Annotated in this window: 1 protein-coding gene; it reads right to left on the bottom strand. The window is 60.4% G+C overall.

Annotation, left to right across the window (positions count from 1 at the left end; translation table 11 throughout):
- A partial coding sequence (locus tag AC0L2O_RS36695; protein WP_473373190.1) for an NmrA family NAD(P)-binding protein occupies positions 1-256 on the bottom strand: 256 nt, incomplete at its 3' end.
- Positions 257-280 lie beyond the last annotated feature (24 nt).

Genomic DNA, 280 nt, shown 5'->3' on the forward strand with positions numbered 1-280 from the left:
CTTCATCGGGGGCAAAGGCCGGTCCGATGTGAAAGACGCCATCGACGTCCTCGACGGCATTTTCGAGGCTCTGAGGGTCGCGCAAATTGCCGGTCACGACCTCGGATGCTCCGAGCCTCCAGGCCTTTTCGGCGCTCGCGGGGTCGCGAATAAATGCTCGAACGGTGGCATTGCGGCGGACAAGTTCAGGCACAACCAGTCCGGCAAATCGGCCTGTTGCGCCCACGACCAGAACGGTTGGATTGAGTGCTCGCATGACAATTCCCTTCCACGAAGCTTG

The sequence above is a fragment of the Bradyrhizobium sp. Kon10 genome (assembly GCF_055807395.1).